The organism is Pseudomonas sp. LBUM1672 (genome assembly GCF_059695655.1).
In genome coordinates, this window is sequence record NZ_CP166781.1 from 5,953,429 (window position 1) to 5,972,167 (window position 18,739).

General features: G+C 60.9%; 20 protein-coding genes. 4 read left to right on the plus strand and 16 right to left on the minus strand.

The window, feature by feature from the left end:
* Positions 1 to 164: 164 nt before the first annotated feature.
* The 3 genes from ACA053_RS27250 to ACA053_RS27260 form a co-directional block, all read right to left on the minus strand.
* Complete coding sequence (locus tag ACA053_RS27250) at positions 165 to 749, minus strand: YceI family protein (RefSeq protein ID WP_497314231.1); 585 nt, start codon at positions 747 to 749, stop codon at positions 165 to 167.
* Between the two features lie 32 nt (positions 750 to 781).
* On the minus strand, positions 782 to 1,333 hold the full coding sequence (locus ACA053_RS27255; RefSeq protein ID WP_497314233.1) for a cytochrome b: 552 nt from the start codon (positions 1,331 to 1,333) through the stop codon (positions 782 to 784).
* A 264-nt stretch (positions 1,334 to 1,597) separates the two neighbouring features.
* The gene (locus ACA053_RS27260; RefSeq protein ID WP_497394096.1) at positions 1,598 to 3,349 is read right to left on the minus strand and encodes a flavin monoamine oxidase family protein; all 1,752 of its coding nucleotides are present in this window, start codon (positions 3,347 to 3,349) and stop codon (positions 1,598 to 1,600) included.
* A gap of 222 nt (positions 3,350 to 3,571) precedes the next feature.
* Here ACA053_RS27260 and ACA053_RS27265 point away from each other — a divergent pair, with 222 nt between their 5' ends.
* Together ACA053_RS27265 and ACA053_RS27270 are read left to right on the plus strand one after the other, a co-directional pair.
* Positions 3,572 to 4,978, plus strand: a complete 1,407-nt coding sequence (locus ACA053_RS27265; protein ID WP_109635542.1) for an adenosylmethionine--8-amino-7-oxononanoate transaminase — start codon at positions 3,572 to 3,574, stop codon at positions 4,976 to 4,978.
* A 179-nt stretch (positions 4,979 to 5,157) separates the two neighbouring features.
* Entirely contained in the window at positions 5,158 to 5,877 is a 720-nt protein-coding gene (locus ACA053_RS27270) for a 16S rRNA (uracil(1498)-N(3))-methyltransferase (protein WP_497314237.1), read from the plus strand.
* A gap of 136 nt (positions 5,878 to 6,013) precedes the next feature.
* On the opposite strand, the gene ACA053_RS27275 is transcribed toward ACA053_RS27270, so the two are convergent.
* Genes ACA053_RS27275 through ACA053_RS27285 form a run of 3 tightly spaced genes read right to left on the minus strand, consistent with a single transcriptional unit; the run spans position 6,014 to position 8,554 of the window.
* A complete protein-coding gene (locus tag ACA053_RS27275; protein WP_109635545.1) occupies positions 6,014 to 6,916 on the minus strand; it encodes a transporter substrate-binding domain-containing protein in 903 nt (300 codons plus the stop codon).
* A 27-nt stretch (positions 6,917 to 6,943) separates the two neighbouring features.
* Positions 6,944 to 7,294 carry a RidA family protein gene (locus ACA053_RS27280; protein ID WP_497394097.1) on the minus strand — a complete coding sequence of 117 codons (351 nt, stop codon included), beginning with the start codon at positions 7,292 to 7,294 and terminating at the stop codon, positions 6,944 to 6,946.
* Positions 7,295 to 7,312: 18 nt separating this feature from the next.
* Positions 7,313 to 8,554: a D-amino acid dehydrogenase gene (locus ACA053_RS27285; protein ID WP_497394098.1), complete on the minus strand. Its 1,242-nt coding sequence runs from the start codon at positions 8,552 to 8,554 to the stop codon at positions 7,313 to 7,315.
* A gap of 106 nt (positions 8,555 to 8,660) precedes the next feature.
* On the opposite strand from ACA053_RS27285, the gene ACA053_RS27290 reads away from it, so the two are divergent.
* Positions 8,661 to 9,623 (plus strand): LysR family transcriptional regulator, encoded by a 963-nt coding sequence (locus tag ACA053_RS27290; RefSeq protein WP_497394099.1) that lies wholly within the window; start codon positions 8,661 to 8,663, stop codon positions 9,621 to 9,623.
* Positions 9,624 to 9,682: 59 nt separating this feature from the next.
* Here ACA053_RS27290 and trhA read toward each other — a convergent pair whose 3' ends face one another.
* Positions 9,683 to 10,300, minus strand: coding sequence for a PAQR family membrane homeostasis protein TrhA (trhA, locus tag ACA053_RS27295; RefSeq protein ID WP_109635552.1), 618 nt, complete (start codon positions 10,298 to 10,300; stop codon positions 9,683 to 9,685).
* 129 nt (positions 10,301 to 10,429) lie between these two features.
* Here trhA and ACA053_RS27300 point away from each other — a divergent pair, with 129 nt between their 5' ends.
* A complete protein-coding gene (locus tag ACA053_RS27300; protein WP_077747236.1) occupies positions 10,430 to 11,344 on the plus strand; it encodes a LysR family transcriptional regulator in 915 nt (304 codons plus the stop codon).
* 120 nt (positions 11,345 to 11,464) lie between these two features.
* Here the strand turns inward: ACA053_RS27300 and madM are convergent, their stop codons facing one another.
* The 9 genes from madM to mdcA all read right to left on the minus strand — a co-directional run bounded on the left by madM (position 11,465) and on the right by mdcA (position 18,696).
* Positions 11,465 to 12,229 (minus strand): malonate transporter subunit MadM, encoded by a 765-nt coding sequence (gene madM, locus ACA053_RS27305; protein WP_150658389.1) that lies wholly within the window; start codon positions 12,227 to 12,229, stop codon positions 11,465 to 11,467.
* 1 nt (position 12,230) lies between these two features.
* On the minus strand, positions 12,231 to 12,647 hold the full coding sequence (gene madL / locus ACA053_RS27310) for a malonate transporter subunit MadL (RefSeq protein ID WP_497314244.1): 417 nt from the start codon (positions 12,645 to 12,647) through the stop codon (positions 12,231 to 12,233).
* 65 nt (positions 12,648 to 12,712) lie between these two features.
* The gene (gene mdcH, locus ACA053_RS27315) at positions 12,713 to 13,624 is read right to left on the minus strand and encodes a malonate decarboxylase subunit epsilon (protein ID WP_497314246.1); all 912 of its coding nucleotides are present in this window, start codon (positions 13,622 to 13,624) and stop codon (positions 12,713 to 12,715) included.
* Positions 13,621 to 14,232, minus strand: a complete 612-nt coding sequence (locus ACA053_RS27320) for a malonate decarboxylase holo-ACP synthase (protein ID WP_497314248.1) — start codon at positions 14,230 to 14,232, stop codon at positions 13,621 to 13,623. The genes mdcH and ACA053_RS27320 overlap by 4 nt, the downstream gene beginning before the upstream one ends.
* Positions 14,226 to 15,029 carry a biotin-independent malonate decarboxylase subunit gamma gene (mdcE, locus tag ACA053_RS27325; protein ID WP_497394100.1) on the minus strand — a complete coding sequence of 268 codons (804 nt, stop codon included), beginning with the start codon at positions 15,027 to 15,029 and terminating at the stop codon, positions 14,226 to 14,228. The genes ACA053_RS27320 and mdcE overlap by 7 nt, the downstream gene beginning before the upstream one ends.
* A complete protein-coding gene (locus tag ACA053_RS27330; protein ID WP_497394101.1) occupies positions 15,026 to 15,877 on the minus strand; it encodes a biotin-independent malonate decarboxylase subunit beta in 852 nt (283 codons plus the stop codon). Before ACA053_RS27330 ends, mdcE begins: the two co-directional genes overlap by 4 nt.
* Positions 15,870 to 16,169: a malonate decarboxylase subunit delta gene (locus ACA053_RS27335; RefSeq protein ID WP_109635561.1), complete on the minus strand. Its 300-nt coding sequence runs from the start codon at positions 16,167 to 16,169 to the stop codon at positions 15,870 to 15,872. Before ACA053_RS27335 ends, ACA053_RS27330 begins: the two co-directional genes overlap by 8 nt.
* Positions 16,169 to 17,026 (minus strand): triphosphoribosyl-dephospho-CoA synthase, encoded by an 858-nt coding sequence (locus ACA053_RS27340; RefSeq protein WP_497394102.1) that lies wholly within the window; start codon positions 17,024 to 17,026, stop codon positions 16,169 to 16,171. Before ACA053_RS27340 ends, ACA053_RS27335 begins: the two co-directional genes overlap by 1 nt.
* The gene (mdcA, locus tag ACA053_RS27345; protein WP_109635564.1) at positions 17,026 to 18,696 is read right to left on the minus strand and encodes a malonate decarboxylase subunit alpha; all 1,671 of its coding nucleotides are present in this window, start codon (positions 18,694 to 18,696) and stop codon (positions 17,026 to 17,028) included. The genes ACA053_RS27340 and mdcA overlap by 1 nt, the downstream gene beginning before the upstream one ends.
* Positions 18,697 to 18,739: the final 43 nt, after the last annotated feature.

The following is an 18,739-nucleotide window of genomic DNA, read 5'->3' on the forward strand; positions in this document are numbered from 1 at the left end:
TCGCGAAGAGGCCGTGTCAGTCGACATCAATGTTGAATGACACACCGCATTCGCGAGCAAGCCCGCCCCCACAGGGGATCTGTGGTGTCCCTTTCCAATTGTGCCAGGCAATAAAAAACGCCCCCGACCATAAGGCCGGGGGCGTTTTTGTGTCAGCGCGAAAATTACTTCGCTTTCACACCTTCAAACGAAACGTACAGCTCGACCGCGTCGGACGCTGGGCCCAGGTCTTTCTGCTTGCCGAAATCGGAACGCTTGATGCTGGTAGTACCTTCGAAGCCGGCACGGTAGCCGCCCCATGGATCCTTGCCTTCGCCCAGGAAGGTAGCCTTGACCACAACTGGCTTGGTCACGCCAAGGATGGTCAGGTCGCCGGTCACGTCAGCAGTGTCTTTGCCAGCGGCGTTTTTACCGGTGGATTTGACGCTGGTGGAGACGAACTTGGCTTTGGAGCCGTTCAGGAAGTCTTTGCTGGCGATGTGCTTGTCGCGCTCGGCATGGTTGGTGAACACGCTGGCGGTGTTCACGTTGAACTCGATCTTGCTGTCTTCAGGCTTGGCAGCGTCAAAGCTGAACGTGCCATCGATGTCCTTGAAGGTACCGGTGATAAAGCTGTAGCCCAAGTGGCTGATCTTGAAGTCAACGAAGGCGTGCTGGCCTTCCTTGTCGACGACGTAGTCAGCCGCCATCGCGTTGGCGGACAGCAGAGCAGAACCGATTGCCAGAGCAGCGAGTGTTTTTTTCAACATGCTTTCTATTCCTTTGGAGTCGAGGTTGAACTTCAGGCTTTGCGACCCAGCATTCGAGTGAGGGTCGCATCACGATCGATAAAGTGGTGCTTCAATGCTGCCAACGCATGGAGACCGGAAAAAATTACCAGCGCCCACGCCAGATACAGATGAATCACACCGGCGGTGTCTGCCTGGTCCGGTAGTCCGGAAACCAGTGCAGGAACTTCAAACAGGCCAAACACCGAAATCCCGACACCGTCTGCGGTGGAAATCAGGTATCCGGCAATCATCACAGCAAACAGACTGAGGTACAGGAACGAATGACCGAACTTGGCGCCAAGACGCGTCATGCGGCTATACGTTTCCAGTGTCGGCGGTGGCGGGCTGACAACGCGCCACAACACCCGAAGGACCATAACGGCCAACAACACCAGGCCAATGCTCTTGTGCAATTCCGGCGCGTCTTTGCGCCAGGTGCTGTAGTAGTCGAGACCGACCATCCACAAGCCCAACGCAAACAAACCAACGACCGCCAGCGCCACGCCCCAATGCATGAAGATGCTGACCCAACCGTAGCGGGAAGAAGAGTTACGTAGCTGCATTGCCCAAATCCTGTGAGAACTGCGACCAAGACTATCGACTTATCTATCGAATTAAAGCGGAAAATTTTGCTTTGAAATATCGAGAAATACGATCAAGAGTCTGAAATAGATCAGTTAAGGAAAGATTAAAGACCAATGTGTGAGAAAAAATGAAGGCAACCAAGGAACACCTGCGCCACAGGATTTATTCGATTCTTGTGATTGGTTTCCTTCAGGCATAAAAAAACGCGGCATTTCTACCGCGTTTCTTTGAGTGCCAAAAGCTTACTGGGCTTTGGTTTCCGTTGCCGGGGTTGTAGAAGTTTTTGCCGCTGGTTTCTTCGCGGTTTCAGCCTTCTTCGCCGGGGCTTTGGCCGGAGCCTTTTTGGCTTCGGTCTTGGCAGCAGGCTTTTTCACCGGGGCTTTCTTGGCCGGCTCGGCTTTCGCTGGAACCACTGGCTTAGGCGCTTCAACCGGTGCAGGTGCTGGAGTCGGCGCTGGAGCCGGTGTCGGAGCGACTGGAGCCACTGGCTCTGGCGCCTTGACCGGTGCCGGCTTGTCATCCGAACCACCGAACAGGTTGGTGAAGAAGTTACCTTTCTTCGCCGCCACCGCACCCGCCGCTACAGCGGTCGCTGCCGGCACAACCTTCGCAGGCTCAAACGATTTGCCCGCCGCCAGGTCTTCAACCTGACTGGCCGCGCGCTGACCGGTGCGCAATGCGCCTTCCAGTGTGCCCGGGTACAAGGTGTCGGTGTGCTCGCCAGCGAACGCTACGCGCTGCAGCGGACGTTCCCACAAGCGCCAGTACTTGCTGATCTGGCCCGGGCCGAAGGCCAGGTAAGCGCCGCCCATCGACGGGTCGGTGCTGTAGCGGCGGATTTCATAACCGGTGAACGAACCGCGCGCCTGTGGATAAAACGCGTGCAGACGGATCAGCACCTGATCGACCATCTGCTTGTCGCCGAACGCCTGCATGACACGCGCGTTGTCGCCGGACAGGTTGATCACCACATTGGCGCCGCCCTTCAGCGCCGGCTCGACCCACAACATGCCCAGACCGGTGTTGCTGTAGATCTCGCCGGACATGCGCGCCTTGCTTTCCCATACCGGCGTCTTGAACTTCAGCATGATCTGGTCACGCCAGCCGTAGTTAGTGCCTTTGATGGCGCCCAGGTGCTGGGCATCCAGCGCCGGGGTCATCTGGATCTTGTTGAGGGCGCGCAAAGGCACGGCCACCACCACGTAGTCAGCCTGATAGCCGACGCTGCCGACTTTGACGGTCACGCCGTCCTTGTCCTGGTTGATGGACGACACCGGGGAACTGGTCTTGATGGTTTTCAGCTGTTTGACGAAAGCCTGGGCCAGCACCGGGCTACCGCCGAGCAGACGCGAAGCGCGCAGGTCACGGTCGGAGACGCCACGGTAAACACGGCTTTGCTGTGCGAAATACAGCAGCGACAGGCGCGAAGGTTCGTCGTAACGGGTACGAATCTGCTGGTTCACCAACTGACGTGCCGTGGCTGGCAAGGTCAGACGGTCAAGCCAGTTGGAGACGTTGATCTGATCCAGAGCGTGCAGCGTACTGTTGGCCGCCGGGTTCTGCGGATCCTCGATCGAACGCGCCAGATCATCCACGGTCTTTTCGTAGCGCTTGAGCGCTTCGGCGGTGGCCGGCTCCTTGGTGGCCAGATCGGCAGCGGTGTAATACACGCCATCGATCAGGTAGCTCGGGACACGCACGAATTCAGGGGCTGGCGTGGTGCTCAGCTTGAAGGTCGAGACGTATTTGTTCAGCACCGGTTGGGTCTTGTCGTTGCCGATCCACTCGCTGGTGGCCATGCCGGAGCGACCGCCCAGGCTCGGCTTGGCTTCCAGCAGGGTCACCTGCCAGCCTTTGTTCTGCAGTTCGTAAGCCGCCGTCAGGCCCGAGAGCCCGCCGCCGATCACGATCGCCGTTTTATCCTTGGCCAGCGCAGACACGCTGAACAGCCCCAACATCACCAGCGCACAGGCGCGCAGCCAACCAGCAGACATTCAGCGAACTCCGGAAATACACGAGAAAATAGCGGTTTCACGAGTCAGACGACTCAAAGAACCGCGAAGAATACGTTAGCCATCAAAAGGCCGCCAGCGACGTCTATCGACCTATACAAAGTAGCTCAATCGACACAATGGGTTGTCCCCGTGCGATGCATTGCATAGGCTTGCGCGATTGTTTGCCCGCGAAACCAGCGAGCCGCCTCGAGGAGACTGAACATGGGCCTGAATAACCAGTGGATGCAACGCGATCTCGCGGTGTTGTGGCATCCCTGCACCCAGATGAAAGACCACGAACAGCTGCCGCTGATCCCGATCAAGCGCGGTGAAGGCGTGTGGCTGGAAGACTTCGAAGGCAAACGCTACCTCGACGCCGTCAGCTCCTGGTGGGTCAACGTGTTTGGCCACGCCAACCCGCGCATCAACCAGCGCATCAAGGATCAGGTCGATCAGCTGGAGCACGTGATTCTCGCCGGGTTCAGCCATCAACCGGTGATCGAGTTGTCCGAGCGTCTGGTGAAGATGACGCCGGAAGGCCTGACCCGGTGCTTCTACGCCGATAACGGTTCGTCATGCATCGAAGTCGCACTGAAGATGAGCTTTCACTACTGGCTCAACCGCGGCCAGCCGAACAAGAAGCGCTTCGTCACCCTGACCAACAGCTACCACGGCGAAACCATGGCGGCGATGTCGGTGGGCGACGTGCCGTTGTTTACCGAAACCTACAAGGCGTTGCTGCTGGACACCATCAAGGTGCCGAGCCCCGATTGCTACCTGCGCCCGGAAGGCATGAGCTGGGAAGAACACTCGCGCAACATGTTCGCCGCCATGGAACAGACGCTGGCCGAGAATCACGACACCGTCGCTGCCGTGATTGTCGAACCGCTGATCCAGGGCGCCGGCGGCATGCGCATGTACCACCCGGTGTACCTCAAATTGCTACGCGAAGCCTGCGACCGCTACGGCGTGCATCTGATTCACGACGAAATCGCCGTCGGCTTCGGCCGCACCGGGACCATGTTTGCCTGTGAGCAGGCCGGCATCCGCCCGGACTTCCTCTGCCTGTCCAAGGCCCTGACTGGCGGTTACCTGCCGCTGGCGGCGTGCGTCACCACCGAAGACGTCTACAGCGCGTTCTACGACGACTACCCGACCCTGCGCGCCTTCCTGCATTCCCACAGCTACACCGGCAACCCGCTGGCGTGCGCGGCGGCGTTGGCGACGCTGGATATCTTCGAAGAAGACAACGTCATCGAGAACAACAAGGCCCTGGCGCAGCGCATGGCCTCCGCCACCGCGCACCTGGTCGATCACCCGAACGTTTCGGAAGTGCGTCAGACGGGCATGGTGCTGGCCATCGAGATGGTCAAGGACAAGGCGACGAAAGAAGCCTATCCGTGGCAGGAACGTCGCGGCTTGAAGGTGTTCCAGCATGCGCTGGAGCGCGGTGCTTTACTTCGACCGTTGGGCAGCGTGGTGTATTTCCTGCCGCCGTACGTGATTACGCCGGAGCAAATCGATTTCCTGGCGGAAGTGGCCAGCGAAGGCATCGACATCGCGACCCGTGACAGCGTCAGCGTGTCGGTACCGAAAGACTTCCACCCCGGCTTCCGCGATCCGGGCTAAAGACCCATGCAGTTCCCCTGTTGTGAGGGGATTTATTGTGGTGAGGGGATTTATCCCCGTTGGGCTGCGAAGCGGCCCCAAAAATGGGACTGCTGCGCAGTCCAACGGGGATAAATCCCCTCGTCACAAATAGTCAGCAGCCACAAAAGCAACTCCGATCCAATTTTTCGAGACCCAGCATGAGACTGTCCCGCTTCTTTATCGACGCCCCCTTGAGCACCGGCGAACACGAGTTGCCCGAGGCCCAGGCCCATTACATCAGCCGCGTGCTGCGCATGGCCGAGGGTGATGCGCTGCAACTGTTCGACGGCTCGGGCCATGAGTTTCGCGCCACGCTGGTGGAGGTCGGCAAGAAGCGCGTTGTCGTGCAGATCGATGAAAGCTTCGCCGGGCAGGTCGAGTCGCCGTTGCAGATCCATCTCGGCCAGGGCTTGTCCCGTGGCGAGCGCATGGATTGGGCGATTCAGAAAGCCACCGAGTTGGGCGTCACTGAAATCACGCCGATCTTCAGCGACCGATGTGAAGTCCGGCTGAAGGATGAGCGCGCCGACAAACGCCTGATGCACTGGCGCCAAGTGGCAATCAGCGCGTGCGAGCAATGCGGGCGTTCACGGGTGCCGGTGATTCATCCACCGCTGTTGTTGGCGGACTGGTTGAAGCAGACCGAGGCTGAGTTGAAGTTGGTGCTGCATCCGGTGGCTGAGCCGTTGGTGAGTCATGCGAAACCGGCAACCTTGGCGTTTTTGATTGGCCCGGAAGGCGGGTTGTCCGATGCTGAAGTCGAGCAGGCCAAGGCTGACGGTTTTCACGCCGCCCGCCTCGGCCCTCGCGTATTGCGCACCGAAACCGCGCCCGTCGTTGCATTGGCGGTAGCGCAACAACTGTGGGGCGACTTCTAGGGCCCTGTGGCGAGGGGATTTATCCCCGTTGGACTGCGCAGCAGTCCCATTTTTGGGACCGCTACGCAGTCCAACGGGGATAAATCCCCTCGCCACGGGTCTACAAGACATAAAACAGCATCTGATCGTTCAGAAACTACTGCACCGGATCACTCACCGGCTTGGCGATGATTGCCTTCAACTCGCTGGTCATCGGGAATTCCAGGTTCAAGCCTTTGGGCGGTATCGGTTGCTGAAACCAGCGGTTGTAGATGCTGTTGATTTCCCCTGAGCTGTACAGGTCGGCCAGCGTGGCGTTGACCAGTGCCAGGAACTGCGGATCATCCTTGCGCACCATGCAGCTGTAGATTTCTCGCGACTGCTCCTCGCCCACCACCACCCACTTATGCGGATCGCGGGCCTTGGCGCGCTCACCGTAGAGCAACGCGTCGTCCATATAGAACGCCGCCGCCCGACCCGACTGCAGCATCTGGAACGCTTCGCCATGGTCCTTGGCGCTGATCACGAACATGTCGATCTTGTGATCGACGTTGTAGCTCTTCAGAAACCGTTCATTCGTTGTGCCGGCGGTGGTCACGACGTTCTTGCCGCGCAAGTCGGCGAAACTCTTGATGCCGCTGTCCTTCGCCGTGAGCAACTGCCCCTTCACGTAGATGAACCCGTAGGAAAACGCCACTTGCTGCATACGCTCTGCGGTCACGCCGGTGGAGCCGCACTCAAGGTCGACCGTGCCGTTCTGCACCAGCGGAATGCGCGTTTGCGAGGTCACCAGGTTGTACTTCACCTGCAAATCCGGCAGTTCAAGCTTTTGCTTGATGCGCTCGACAATCTTGCTCGCCAGGTCTACCGAATAGCCCATCGGCTGCCCCGTGTGATCACCCACGTAGGAGAACGGCACCGAGGCATCGCGATAGCCCAGCGTGATGCTCTTGGCATTGGCGACCTTGTTCAGCGTGCCGGTCAGCGGCGCTTCGTTTGCCTGGACCTGGCTGGCGAGCAGCAGGCCGAGGGTGCAGCCGATCAACGTGATTTTTTGCATTGTTATTCTCCGTTGTGGGTCAAGCGATTAGCGGCGGGCGGCGATTACGGTGATTTCCACCAGCACCTCTGGACGAGCCAGTTGCGCCTGTAACGTGGTGCGGGTCGGCGCATTGCCCGGTGACAGCCACTGCGTCCAGACCTCGTTCATGGCGGTGAAATCGCGGCCAATGTCATTCAGGTAAATGGTCGCGTTAAGCAGATGATCCTTGTCGCTGCCAGCCTCGGCCAGCAACGCATCGATCTTCGCCAGCACCTCGGCGGTTTGGCCGGTGACGTCGGGGCTGTCACCCGGCACCTGTCCCGAGAGAAACACCAGATCGCCAAAGGTCAGCGCGCCAGAGAGTCGGCTGTTGCTGTTGATACGGTTGATGCTCATCGGTTTTTCCTTTTCAAGTCAGGCGACGCGGGGTGCGAGGCCGTGCATTTCAATTGAAGGTGCGCGCCGGGCGATCAACTCGCTGAGCAACCGGGCGCTGCCACACGCCAGGGTAAAACCCAGGGCACCATGGCCGAGGTTGAGCCAAAGATTGCGGTACGCCGTGGCGCCAATCAACGGCACGCCGCTGGGGGTGGCCGGGCGCATGCCGGCCCACTCGATGGCGGCGTCGTAATCGCCGGCCTTGGGCAAGGTTTCCTGCGCCTGGCGCTTGATCAGCGCCAGCCGTCTGGGGTCGAGCGCCGGGTCGAAGCCGACGATGTCGACCATCGCCGCCACGCGCAGTTGTTCACCAATGCGGGCGTAAACAATCTTGCGGTTGTAATCGGTGATGCTCAGGTCCGGCGCACGATGTTCGGCGCCGATAGGCAAGGTCAGGCTGTAACCCTTGAGCGGGTACAGCGGCAAGTTCATGCCCGGCAGCGCCAGCGCCGGACTGCGATGTCCGGCGGCAATCACCAGTTGCTCGACCGGCAGCACCTGCGACCCCATTTCTATGGCCTGCACCGCGCCGGCTGCGTGGCGAATGCCGGTGACCTTGTGGCCGAGCAAAAACTCGCAACGCCCCGAGGCCTTGAGCCGAGCCAGCAGTTGCTGACAGAAAGCATGGCAATCGGCGACTTCTTCGTCAGGGGTATAAATCGCGCCCACAAACGGCGCCTCGGCGAGTGCAGGCTCCAACTGTGCACACTCAGCCCGGGACAACACTTGTTGCTGTTGCGGATCGGCCAAACCCTGGCGAGCATGTTCGAAACTTGCCGCTTCACGAAACGTCACCAGTTTGCCGTTACGCCGCCAGTCGAAACCGTCGAAATGGTCTTCGTCGCGCCAGCCTTGCAGCGTGGACTGGCTCAAAAGCGCCAGACGCAACAGGTGCGCGCCATTGCGCTGATTCACCGAACGACGGCAGGCCGCCAGGAAGGACGCCATCCAGCGCCATTGCGCCGGGTCCAGGCGCGGACGCAGCTTCAGCGGCGAGTCACCGCGCAACATCCAGCCAAGTGCCTGCAACGGAACGCCGGCATCGGCCAGAGGCGCGACGTAACGGTAGGACAACTGGCCGCCGTTGGCGAAACTGGTCTCGCTGCCCAGCGAATCCCGGGCCTCGACCAGCGTCACGTCGACGCCCTCGCGCACCAGTGCGTAAGCCGTCGTCAGGCCAATGACGCCACCACCGATGATGCAAACCAGCTGAGCCATGTCTGTCCTTAACCGTTGTTGAAACAGGCTTCAGGTTAGGACCAGGTGACAGACCTTGAACAATGCATAAAGATGCCTGACCCATAAACAAAGGTTATGGACTGCCATGCGACTGCGACACATCGAGATTTTCCAGGCCATTCGCCAGACCGGCTCGGTCAGTGGCGCTGCCCAGTTGCTGCACGTGTCGCAGCCGGCGGTGAGCAAAGTGCTGCAACACGCCGAACAGCAACTGGGCTTCCCGTTATTCCTGCGGGTGCGCGGGAAATTGCAGGCCACGCCCGAAGCGCTGGAGCTTGAGCGCGAAGTCGACAAGGTCACCGAAAGCCTGCAAGGCGTGCGACGTCTGGCCCAGAGCCTGCGTCGCGAGCCGGGTCACAGCGTTCGGATCGGCGCGATCCCGGCGCTGGCCCTGTCGCTGCTGCCACCGGCCATCAACGAGTGGACGCAACGCTACCCGGACATCGTCTGCGAACTGTCCAGTGCCCACAGCCGTGAGCTGATGCAGAACTTGCTGATGCGTGAAGTGGATGTCGCGCTGACCTTGCAACCGCCAGATCACCCGGGCCTGAAGGCACAGGTCTTGGCCTGCGGGGTTTTGGTGGCGCTGGCGCCGTTGGGCTATTGGAACGATGACGCCTTGAGCCAACCGTTGCCGTTGATCGAACTGGCCGGTGCGCCGCTGATTGGCCTGTCCAGCGCTGACCCACTGGCGGCCAGGCTCGACAGCTACCTTGAGGCGGTCGATCCACCGCCGCGGGTGCGCATCGCGGTGCAAACCTATTCACTGGCGCGGGCGATGGTTGAATCCGGCGCCGGGCTGGCGGTGATCGATCCGTTTACCGCGCTCGGCGCATCCCCCGCCACCACGGCGATTCGACCGCTGGCGCCCGCGTTACCGATCACCTTGTATGCAGTCACCCGCGCCGACGAACCGCCGCCCCACACCTTGAGCGACTTGTTGCAGGTGTTCAGCCGACGGGCGCAGGCGCAACTGGATCACCTGTCCCCCTGTGGGAGCGGGCTTGCTCGCGAATGCGGTGGATCAGTCAGCGATGATGTCGACTGACCTGACGCTTTCGCGAGCAAGCCCGCTCCCACAGGTTTTGCAAATAGCTGCAGTGCGGTCTACAAGACATAAAACAAAATCGCGACAAAGTGCAGCACACTCCCCGCGATCACGAACAAATGCCAGATCCCGTGCGCATGCCGCAGCCGATGATCCAGCGCAAAAAAGACAATCCCCACGGTGTACAACACCCCGCCCGACGCCAGCCAGGCAAAACCGGTACTGCCTAGCGCCGCGAGCAATGGCTTGACCGCCACCAGCACAATCCAACCCATCACCGCGTAAATCACGATCGACAAAACCCGCGCTTCCGACCGCGGCTTGATCTCTTGCAGGATGCCGATCAGCGCCAGCCCCCAGACAATCCCGAACAACGTCCAGCCCCACGGCCCGCGCAGGGTCACCAGGCAGAACGGCGTGTAGCTGCCGGCAATCAGCAGGTAGATCGAAAAGTGATCGACCTTCTGCATGATCGTTTTCTTACGCCCGCGCACGCTGTGGTAAACGGTCGACGCGCTGTAAAGCACCATCAAGGTAAACCCGTAAATCGCCACGCTGACGATCTTCCATGGGCTGCCGTCCATGCTGGCAATCACCAGCATCCACACCACCCCGACCGTCGCCGCCACCGCCCCGACCAGATGCGTCCAGGCGTTCAATCTTTCCCCGTGATACATGTATTGCTTCCCTCAAAATTCGCTACAACCTTGCGCAAGGCTCAGGCCTTGAGATTAAAAGCGCAATGTTTCAGATCACAATTCCCCTCATACGTGCACAATCGAGCCATTCGACCAAGAGTCCACGCCATGCTGATCGACGAAGAGTTGACCCTGAAAAAACTCGAGGTGTTCCTCGCCTTCATGCGCACCGGCAACCTGGCCCGGGCCGCCGCCGAGTTGCAGACCAGCAACGTCAGCGTGCACCGTGCCATTCACTCCCTGGAAAGCGCTTTGCGCTGCCCGTTGTTCAAGCACGAAGGCCGCAACCTGACACCGCTGGAAAGCGCTTATGTGCTGGAAGAGCGGGCGCAGAAGCTGATTCAGGACGTGGTCGAAACCGTGCGCCTGACCCGCGAAGCGGCGGGGTTTTCGGCTGAACGCTTCAAGCTTGGCTCGTTGTATTCGCTGACGGTGAAGACCGTGCCGCAGCTGATCATGGGCCTGAAGATCCGCCGCAGCGAGCTCAACATCGACCTGATCCTCGGCTCGAATTTCGACCTGCTGTACAAGCTCAAGAACATGGAAGTCGACGCGATCCTGGTGTCCCTGGACGACAGCGTCAACGACCCGGACTGCGAGCAGATACCGCTGTTTTCCGATGACATCTTCCTGGCCACACCGGCGGATTCGAAATTTGCCCAACGGGCGGAAGTTGACCTGGCCGAAGTGCGCGACGAAACCTTCATCACCCTGACCCAGGGGTTTGCCACACACCAGGACGGCAACCGGGTGTTCAAGCAGGCAGGGTTCGAGCCGAAGGTGGCGATGCAGGTCAACGACATCTTCACCCTGCTGAGCATGGTCAGTTCAGGGGTGGGTTATGCGTTGCTGCCGGGGCGGATTGCGGCGGTGTATGAGAACCGGGTGAAGCTGATCCCGTTGCAGGAAAAGTATCGGTTGCAGCAGCACATCGGCGTGGTGTTTTTGAAGGCCAAGGAGCGTGATCCGAATCTGCTGGCGTTGCTGGCGGAGTGTCGGATGTATGCCAATCGTCAGGCCTGAGACCGAGTCGGCCCCAATCGCCAGCAGGCTGGCTCCCACAGTGGAAGTGCAAACCCTATTCCCCCTGTGGGAGCTAGCCTGCTAGCGATGGCGTCAGTCCAGGCAACTCAGAATCTGAAGTCAGCCAACAATCCCGCGAACAATGAAGTACAACAACGAAGGCCCAAGCAAGCACCCAAGCCCGGTATGGAACGTCGCGGTCAACGCGCCATAAGGCACCAACCGCCGATCCGTCGCCGCCAGCCCGGCCGTCACACCGCTCACAGTGCCGGCCAACCCGCCAAACACCATCGCCGAACGCGGGTTATCCAGCCCCATCCAGCGCGCAGCCATCGGCGTGCCGACCATCACGAAAATCGCCTTGATCAACCCGGTGGCAATCGACAACGCCACCACGTCAGAACTCGCACCAATCGCCGCTCCGGTCACCGGCCCGACGATGTACGTCACTGCGCCCGCACCAATGGTGGTCATGCTGATCGCATCGCGATAACCGAATACCCAGGCCATGCTCGCCCCGACAATAAACGGCAGAATCGTGCCCAGCAGCAGCGCAATCACGCCGATCAAACCAGCCTTTTTCGCTTCGGTGGCCTGCACTTCGAACGCCGTTGCGACGATCGCAAAGTCTCGCAGCATCGCGCCGCCCATCAAACCAATGCCGGAGAACAGCGTCAGGTCCGCCAGGCCTTTTTGTCCGCCGGTCATGGTGCCGCCGACCCAGGCCAATACAAGCCCGATGACAATGGCAATCGCCGAGCCGTGAATCCGCCCGAACGTCAGCCGCTTGGACAACACCACCGACACCCACATGATTACGCCGACAAATGCGAACGCCGTGACCAAGCCGTTATGTTCCAGGCCTTTCTCGATGAGATCCCACATATCAACGACCTCCTACTGGCGTGCCGACCGGGGTAATTTCCTCGGGCTCATCGGGCAAGGGTTCGCCTTTGTGAGTGCGGCTGATCAGCGCAATCGTGCAACCGCAGATCACCACCGAACCAATCGCCGCCAGCACCGCCACCGGGCCACCGTGCAGCGCCGTCACGACGTTCTGTTGTGCGGCCATTGCGACCACCACCGGAATGTACATGGCGCCCCAGAAGCCGACGCCCATCTCGCAATCCTTGGTCATGCCGCCGTGCCTGTGCATCCACAACCGCGCGCAGATCAACAGGATCATCGCGATCCCGACTCCGCCCACGTTGGATTTGACGCCCAATAACACGCCAAGCGCATCGCCCATGATCACCCCTGCCAGCGTACAGATCGCCAACAGCGCCACACCGTAAATAATCATTGTTGTTGTCCTCAAAGTGCATCGTCGAATGTTGTTTTTGTTGTTCGAAGGCTTGAGTCGGTGGTCTAGGGTTGGCGGCTTCCCTCCTCACGCAACAGCGCCTGCAAGGTGTCGAGGCGAGCACCGTCGAAGGCAATCACGGTGCCCTGCTCGAACACCCGGCGCGCCAGCCCGGTCAGCACCGCACCAGGCGGCAGTTCGATCTGTAGACGCACGCCACGCTCGTAAGCGCTTTGCACGGTGCCGCGCCAATCCACCACGCGGCACATGTTGAAAGCCAGGTCGTTGCGCAAAGCTTCGATGTTGATGATCGGCCGGGCGCGGCTGCCGCTCAGGTAGCCCAATGTCGGTGTTTTCAGTTGCACGTTGGCGAAGGCTTCGGCCAGGGTTTTCGCCGGAGCTTCCAGCAGCGGGCAATGGGAAGGCACGCTGACGACCAGGCGTTTGGCCAATCCGGCACCGCGACCTTTCGCCAATTCGGCAACGGACTTCATAGCAGCATCGCTGCCGGCGATGACCACCTGATTATCAGCATTGATGTTGGCCAGATAAACCGGCGTATCGATGCTGTGAACCTGCGCCAGCAACCCTTCCACGGTCGACAGCTCCAGGCCGATGATCGCGGTCATGCCGTAGCCCTGTGGATAAGCTTGCTGCATCAACTCGCCACGCAGGCTGACCAGATGCAGCGCATCGCTGAAGCTCAGGGCGCCCGCCACCACCGCTGCCGGGTAGGCACCGATGGACAATCCCGCCACGTAATCCGGCGCCATTGATAACTGGCGTGAAGCCGCAACGCCGGCAATCAACAGGCACAGCTGAACGGCCCGTGTCGACGTCAACGCCTCGGCCGAATCCAGCAGCAAAGTGTCTTCGCCAAGCACTTCACTCGCCTCGATCACCGTTTCGCGAGGCAAACGATGGAGCATGCCCGGCTGCTGCGCGCCTTGCCCTGGGAACACCAGCAAACTGCTCACGCTGCTTGCTCCCACGGATCAATGACCAGGCAGGCCTCACGGGCGTTTTTCAGCAAAACCCGACGGGCAGGACCGGCCCATTCGCGCAGGGCGACGGCGCCGAACGGTGTTTGCAACTGCATGTCTACCTGGCACGCAGCCGTGTCCAGAATCTTCAGCAGCGCCTGCGCTTTCAGTCGATCCATTGGTTGCGGTGTGCGCAGGATCAAGTCGAGATCACTGCGCTCATGCAACGCTTGAACACCACTGGCCAGTTCAAACCCGGCACTGCCGCTGACACCCCACACCCAACCGCAACCATCGAGCATCGGCCGCAGTTGATCGAGGGCACGCAACGCCAATACATCCCGGTCGATAGAAACATGACAAAGCGCTTCCGGCCGTACCCGACGCGAAATCGAATCGATCGACATCACCGCTGCAAAGCGCTGCTCACGCAACCGCCCACGCACCCCGACCGCGATGTGATCCGGCGCACTCAGCGCACGCCGAACCACCACCGGCTGACCTGCGCGGATCGACTCGATCACCCACGCAGGCGCGTCCATCGGCAGCTTTTCTAGAGTCATGCCCCAGAGCAGGTCGTGGGCCAGAAAGGTATTCACCACTGCGCTCTCAGCAGTTCGCGAACCTTGCTCGATGCAGCGCGGTTGCTCGCACCCAATCGACCGCTCAGGTCTCGCCCCGTCGCGGCAACATCGCCGATTGCCTGATCCAGACATTCAGTCACTCGCGCCAAGTCGGCTGCGGTTGGTTGTTCAATCTGCTCGACCGACAAGGTTTCCCACAGCAATCCAAGGCTCGCGTAGCTGTCGATGTCATACGCCATCGGTGGCACGCTGGCAGCCAACGCTTCAAGCTCCTCGACGCTGCGCAACGTCACCCGCGCCGCCGACGCCTTGCCCATCGCATGCACCATCACGCCCGGATCACGCAGGGCAATCAAGCGATTGGCCTGATACCCGTGCGCCAGAAACGCCCCGGACATCGCCTTGCCCACCAGCAAACCGATCACCGCATGGCCAGCCAACCGGGCGCGGGCATAGCTGTCCGCCGCACCGGCGAGGGCCTGATGAATGCCGAGCGCTTCTTCGCGCCGGCCGTAGGCCTGGCTCGGTACATCGACGATGGCGATCAAGGCACGCTTGTGCGGTTTATCCAGATCGGTCGAGATGACTTCATCCACAGCCTTGGCCAGACCCCAGCCTTCCAGCAGACCGACCTCGCCATTGCGGGCGCGGACGAAACGGTTGTCGGGATCAGCCACCACGGCGATAAAGCGAACAGGCTGATCACCCAACACACCGTCGGCGACCTTCAATGAAGCGGGCAAACCTTCGACCGGTTTCGCGCCAGCGCTCAAGGCGTTGAACCAGTTCAAGCCCCTCAGGGAATAGGTGCTCATGAGCGCTCTCCTTGATACAGATCGCGAACCACTGACGGCTCGATTTGCGGCTCGGCGTCCAGACGGGCCAGCCGTTGCAGGAACAGATCGGCCTGACGACTGCGTTGTTGTTCCGGCAAACCTTGCTTGAGCAATTCGCCGACCTGCTGCTGAATCTGCGTCACATCATCGGCGACATAACGGTCCGCCAAACCACTGGCGAAACGCTGCTCGCCCCCGGTCAGGCTCCAGATGAAAGGACGGTCGCGGGAGTCGTATTCCTCAAGCCCCGCCTCCTGTTCGATCACTTGCGGACCGTTTAGGCCAAGCCGCGCTTCCTGAGTCACCAGCAAGTAGCTGCACAACCCGGCGGCAATCGACATTCCGCCAAAGCAGCCCACGCTGCCGGCGACAACACCAACAACTGGCTGGTACTGGCGCAGATCGACAATCGCCGCATGGATATCGGCAATCGCTGCCAGCCCGAGGTTGGCTTCCTGCAAACGCACGCCGCCGGTTTCCAGCAACAACACCGCGCGAGTCGGGATGCCATTGCGGTTATCTTCGGCGGCCAGTTCCAGCGCACCGGCCATTTTCGCCCCACCGACTTCGCCGAGGCTGCCGCCCTGAAACGCGCCTTCGATGGCGGCGATGACCACCGGTAATCCACCGATGCTGCCCTTGGCGATCACCACGCCGTCATCGGATTGCGGCACCACGCTCTGGCGCAATAGCCACGGCGACATGACGCGTTGAAACGGGTCTAGCATTTCGCGGAAGGTGCCAGGGTCGAGCAAGGCTTTCGCCCGTTGCCGGGCGCCGAGTTCGACGAAGCTGTGCTTGTGTAGGAGTTCTTTACTGTCAGTCATGACCGATCTCCTCAAAGCCTTGTTCCAGACGCAAACGCACCACGCCGGGTGTCGCGCCGAAATCATGGATATCGATGGCCATCGCTGGCGGAGTCTGGCCGTCGAACATCCGTGCAAACAGGTGCTGCCAGCGTTGTTGCGCGCCATTGACCGAGGTCTGCACCTTAATCGTCAGCGTGCCCGCCTGACCCGGTTCGATCAGCACTTCCAGATCGCCCGAACCGACACAGCCCACCAGCGTACGGCCCCGTGGCGGCTGCCCGGCGGGGAATTCAAAGGATAAGGTTTCCATCAGAAAGCTCCGGACTCGATGCGGTCGATAAACAGGCAGGCGGCGAGCAAATCCGCGGCACCACCGGGCGACGCATTCAATGCGATTAATTGTTCGTCCAGCTCGTGCAAACGGCGGCGACCGGCGAGGCTGGCGCTGCCACCGGCGTCGAGTACGGCCTGGGCACCGAGTTGCATGGTCTGCAGACCGTGTTCGCCAGCGCGGTAGAGCACGCAGGTGTCGGCCAGACCCGTCATGATCGCCAGCAAGGCATCGAGCCGGGCGTTCTGCTCACCATGGCCAACGGCACGGCTGCGTTTGAGTTGCGGCAGTGCCCGTTGCTGCACCGACGGAAAGCCCAGTTGAGCTTCCTCACGGGCACCGCGCACGCCATAGCGTTGGGCGACTTGAGCGCCATGGCTGAGTGGACGTGGCGCGTAACGGTCATCAAGTAGCGCGAGGCGTGCTGCGCGCACAGCAATCGAACCTGCGGCACTGGATTCAGGTTCAAGCGCGCAGGCCGTGACCAACAGACCCAAGGCCCAGATCGCCCCGCGATGAGTGTTCACGCCGCCGGTGGTGGCGAGCATCGCTTCCTCCCCTTCCCGACCAATGCGCCCGACGGCTTCGCGCAGCGGCACGCCGACTTCGCCAAGCTCAATGGCCGCTTCCGCCATTTCCTTGAACGCAGGCCACAGGGACAGCGCCGAGGCGTGCATCAGCCCGAGGTGCAAATCGGTATGGGCGCCATTGCCACGACGGTCGACCAATGCCGGTTTCGGCGACAGGTCCGCTTCGTCGATCAGCGCGTCCACGGCCACGTCCGCCAGCCGTTCAGCCAGGGAAAGCGTTTTCGGTTGCAGGTTGAATGCGTGCATTACCAGCTCCTGAACTTGGCGGGCGGGTTGTAGAGGCCACCGGACCACTCGACCAGATCCGCCACGCTTTTGGCGGCGAGCAATTCGCGGGTGGCGTCGGTGCGGCGAATGCCGAGGTCTTCGGGCAAGGCGATCAGGCCTTCGCGGCGCATGCGTGCGGTGTCTTTGGGGTTGTGGCGCAGGCCGATGGCGGTCACTCCGGCGACGGCGGCGATCATCGCCTGACGTTCTTCCAGCGAGCGGGCCTTGTACAGATAGGCGATACCTTCTTCGGTCAGCAGGTGGGTGACGTCGTCGCCGTAGACCATGATCGGCGCCAGCGGCATGCCGCTTTTCTTCGCCACTTCTATTGCATCGAGGGTTTCGACGAAGGTCGGTTTGCCGCCTTCCTGGAAGGTCTCGACCATTTGCACCACGAGTTTTTTACCGCGTTCGAGCAAGGCTTCGGGCGCATCCTCATGACGCATGTCGAGCCAGGCCGGCGTGCTGTGACGGCGACCGCGCGGGTCGTGGCCCATGTTCGGCGCGCCGCCGAAACCGGCCAAACGACCACGCGTTACGGTAGAGGAATGGCCGTCGCCATCGACTTGCAGGGTGGCGCCGATGAACAGGTCCACCGCGTATTGCCCGGCCAGTTGGCAGAACATTCGGTTGGAACGTAGAGATCCGTCGCGCCCGGTGAAGAACACGTCGGGGCGCGCGGCGATGTAGTTTTCCATCCCCAGTTCAGTGCCGAAGCAATGCACGCTTTCGACCCAGCCACTTTCGATCGCAGGGATCAGCGTCGGGTGCGGATTGAGCGTCCAGTTGCGGCAGATCTTGCCTTTAAGGCCCAGGGATTCGCCGTACGTCGGCAGGATCAGTTCGATGGCGGCGGTGTTGAAACCGATGCCGTGGTTCAGCGACTGGACGTTGTGTTTCTCGTAGATCCCACGAATCGCCATCATCGCCATCAACACGTGCACAGGCTTGATGTGCCGTGGGTCGCGGGTGAACAGCGGTTCGATGTAGAACGGCTTGTCGGCCACCACCACGAAATCGACCCAGGACGCGGGGATGTCGACGCGCGGCAGGTCGCTGACATCGTCCACCAGTTGATTGACCTGGACGATGACGATGCCGTCGCTGAAGGCGGCCGGTTCGATCAATGCGGGGGTGTCTTCGGTGCTCGGGCCGGTGTAGATGTTGCCGGCGCGGTCGGCCATGAAACCGGCCGAGAGCACGACGTTGGGAATCAGGTCCACCACCAGCCGCGCATAGAGCTCGATGTAGGTATGGATCGCGCCGATTTCCAGCAGGCCATCTTCCAGCAACTGGCTGATGCGCAAGCTCTGGGTGCCGGCAAAAGAGAAGTCGAGCTTGCGGGCGATGCCGCGTTCGAACAGGTCCAGGTGCTCGGAGCGTCCGACGCTGGGCATGATCATGTGCAAGTCATGCAGCTTGGCGGGATCGGCCTTGGCCAAGGAGCGGGAGAGGAAATCCGCCTGCTTCTGGTTATTGCCCTCCAGCACCACACGGTCGCCGGGCAGGATCAAGGCCTCCAGCGCTGCGACGATGTTGTCGGTGGGCAGCACCACACCGTCGGCCAGACCGCGCACAAGCTCGAGACGCCGCTGCTTTTCGCTGCGCCGCCGCGTCCATCGCGAGTCGGGGGATATTGTTGTTGTCATGACCACTCCACGGGTTCGCTGTCGTGGGAGTCACCTTAGGAGT